General features: G+C 64.0%; 2 protein-coding genes. Both read left to right on the top strand.

The window, feature by feature from the left end; translation table 11 throughout:
- On the top strand, positions 1–832 hold an 832-nt coding region (locus GY769_24335; protein ID MCP4205049.1), incomplete at its 5' end, for a polysaccharide biosynthesis protein.
- Positions 658–1,027, top strand: a 370-nt coding sequence (locus tag GY769_24330) for an NAD-dependent epimerase/dehydratase family protein (protein MCP4205048.1), incomplete at its 3' end; no start/stop codon positions are given. The genes GY769_24335 and GY769_24330, both read left to right, overlap by 175 nt.

Raw genomic sequence — 1,027 nt, 5'->3', positions numbered from 1 at the left:
GCGCAGCGAGAAGGACCCGTACACGCTGATGCGAATGCTGGCGGTCAACATCCTCAACACCGAGGACACCTTGCGCTACGCCGCCGAGATGGGCGCCGATCGCTACTTCGCGGTCTCGTCGGACAAAGCCGCTAACCCAGCGAATGCGATGGGTGCGACCAAGCGCGTCATGGAGTTTTGCCTTGCCCGTGCGAGTGGCGAACTTCCGGTCTCCTCGGCGCGATTCGCAAACGTGGCGTTTTCTGACGGCAGCCTCCTGCACGGCTTCACGCGCCGGCTGGAGAAGCGACAACCCCTGGCGGCTCCCGAGGACGTCCGCCGCTACTTCATAACCGACTCCGAGGCGGCCGTCCTCTGTCTCATGTCCTGTCTCCAGGGCGCCAATCGGGAGGTCTATTTTCCCAACGTGACAGAGAACTTCGAGGCCGTGGACTTTCGCACCATCGCCGAGCGGTTCTTGGAAGAGCGCGGCTACCGGGCGCATCCGTGCGCCTCCGAACAAGAGGCCCGGGCGAGCGTGGAGGAACTGGCGGCGCGAGGACGCTGGCCCTGCTACTTCTTCTCGAGCGACACCACCGGGGAGAAAGAGGTCGAGGAGTTCACCATGGCTGACGAAGAGGTCGACCTTGGCAGATACGAGGAGATCGGCGTCGTAAAATGGCCCGAGCTCACCGATGCCGATGCCGACCGTGTCGGCCACCTTCTTGCCGAGGTCCGGGCTCGGCGCGACTCCGGAAGCTGGTCCCGCCAGGAGCTTCTCGACCAGCTTGGCGCGCTGCTGCCCGAGTTTCAACACCAGGAAACCGGCAAGTTCCTGGATGGGAGGATGTGAGAGTGGCAAAGGCAACCGTAACCGGCGGAGCCGGCTTCATCGGCTCTAATCTGGTCCGCGAGCTGGTCGCTCAAGGCCGCCAGGTGACAGTCATCGACGATCTCTCGAGCGGCTATCGCCAAAACCTGGAGAGCCTGCCCGAGATCGAGCTCATCGAGGCCTCGATCCTCGAGCCGGAGGCCGTTGAGCGCTCCG

Source organism: bacterium, assembly GCA_024224155.1.
GTDB lineage: Bacteria > Acidobacteriota > Thermoanaerobaculia > Multivoradales > JAHEKO01 > CALZIK01.
The sequence above is the reverse complement of the archived record's forward strand: the minus strand, read 5'-3'. Positions and strand labels throughout refer to the sequence as shown.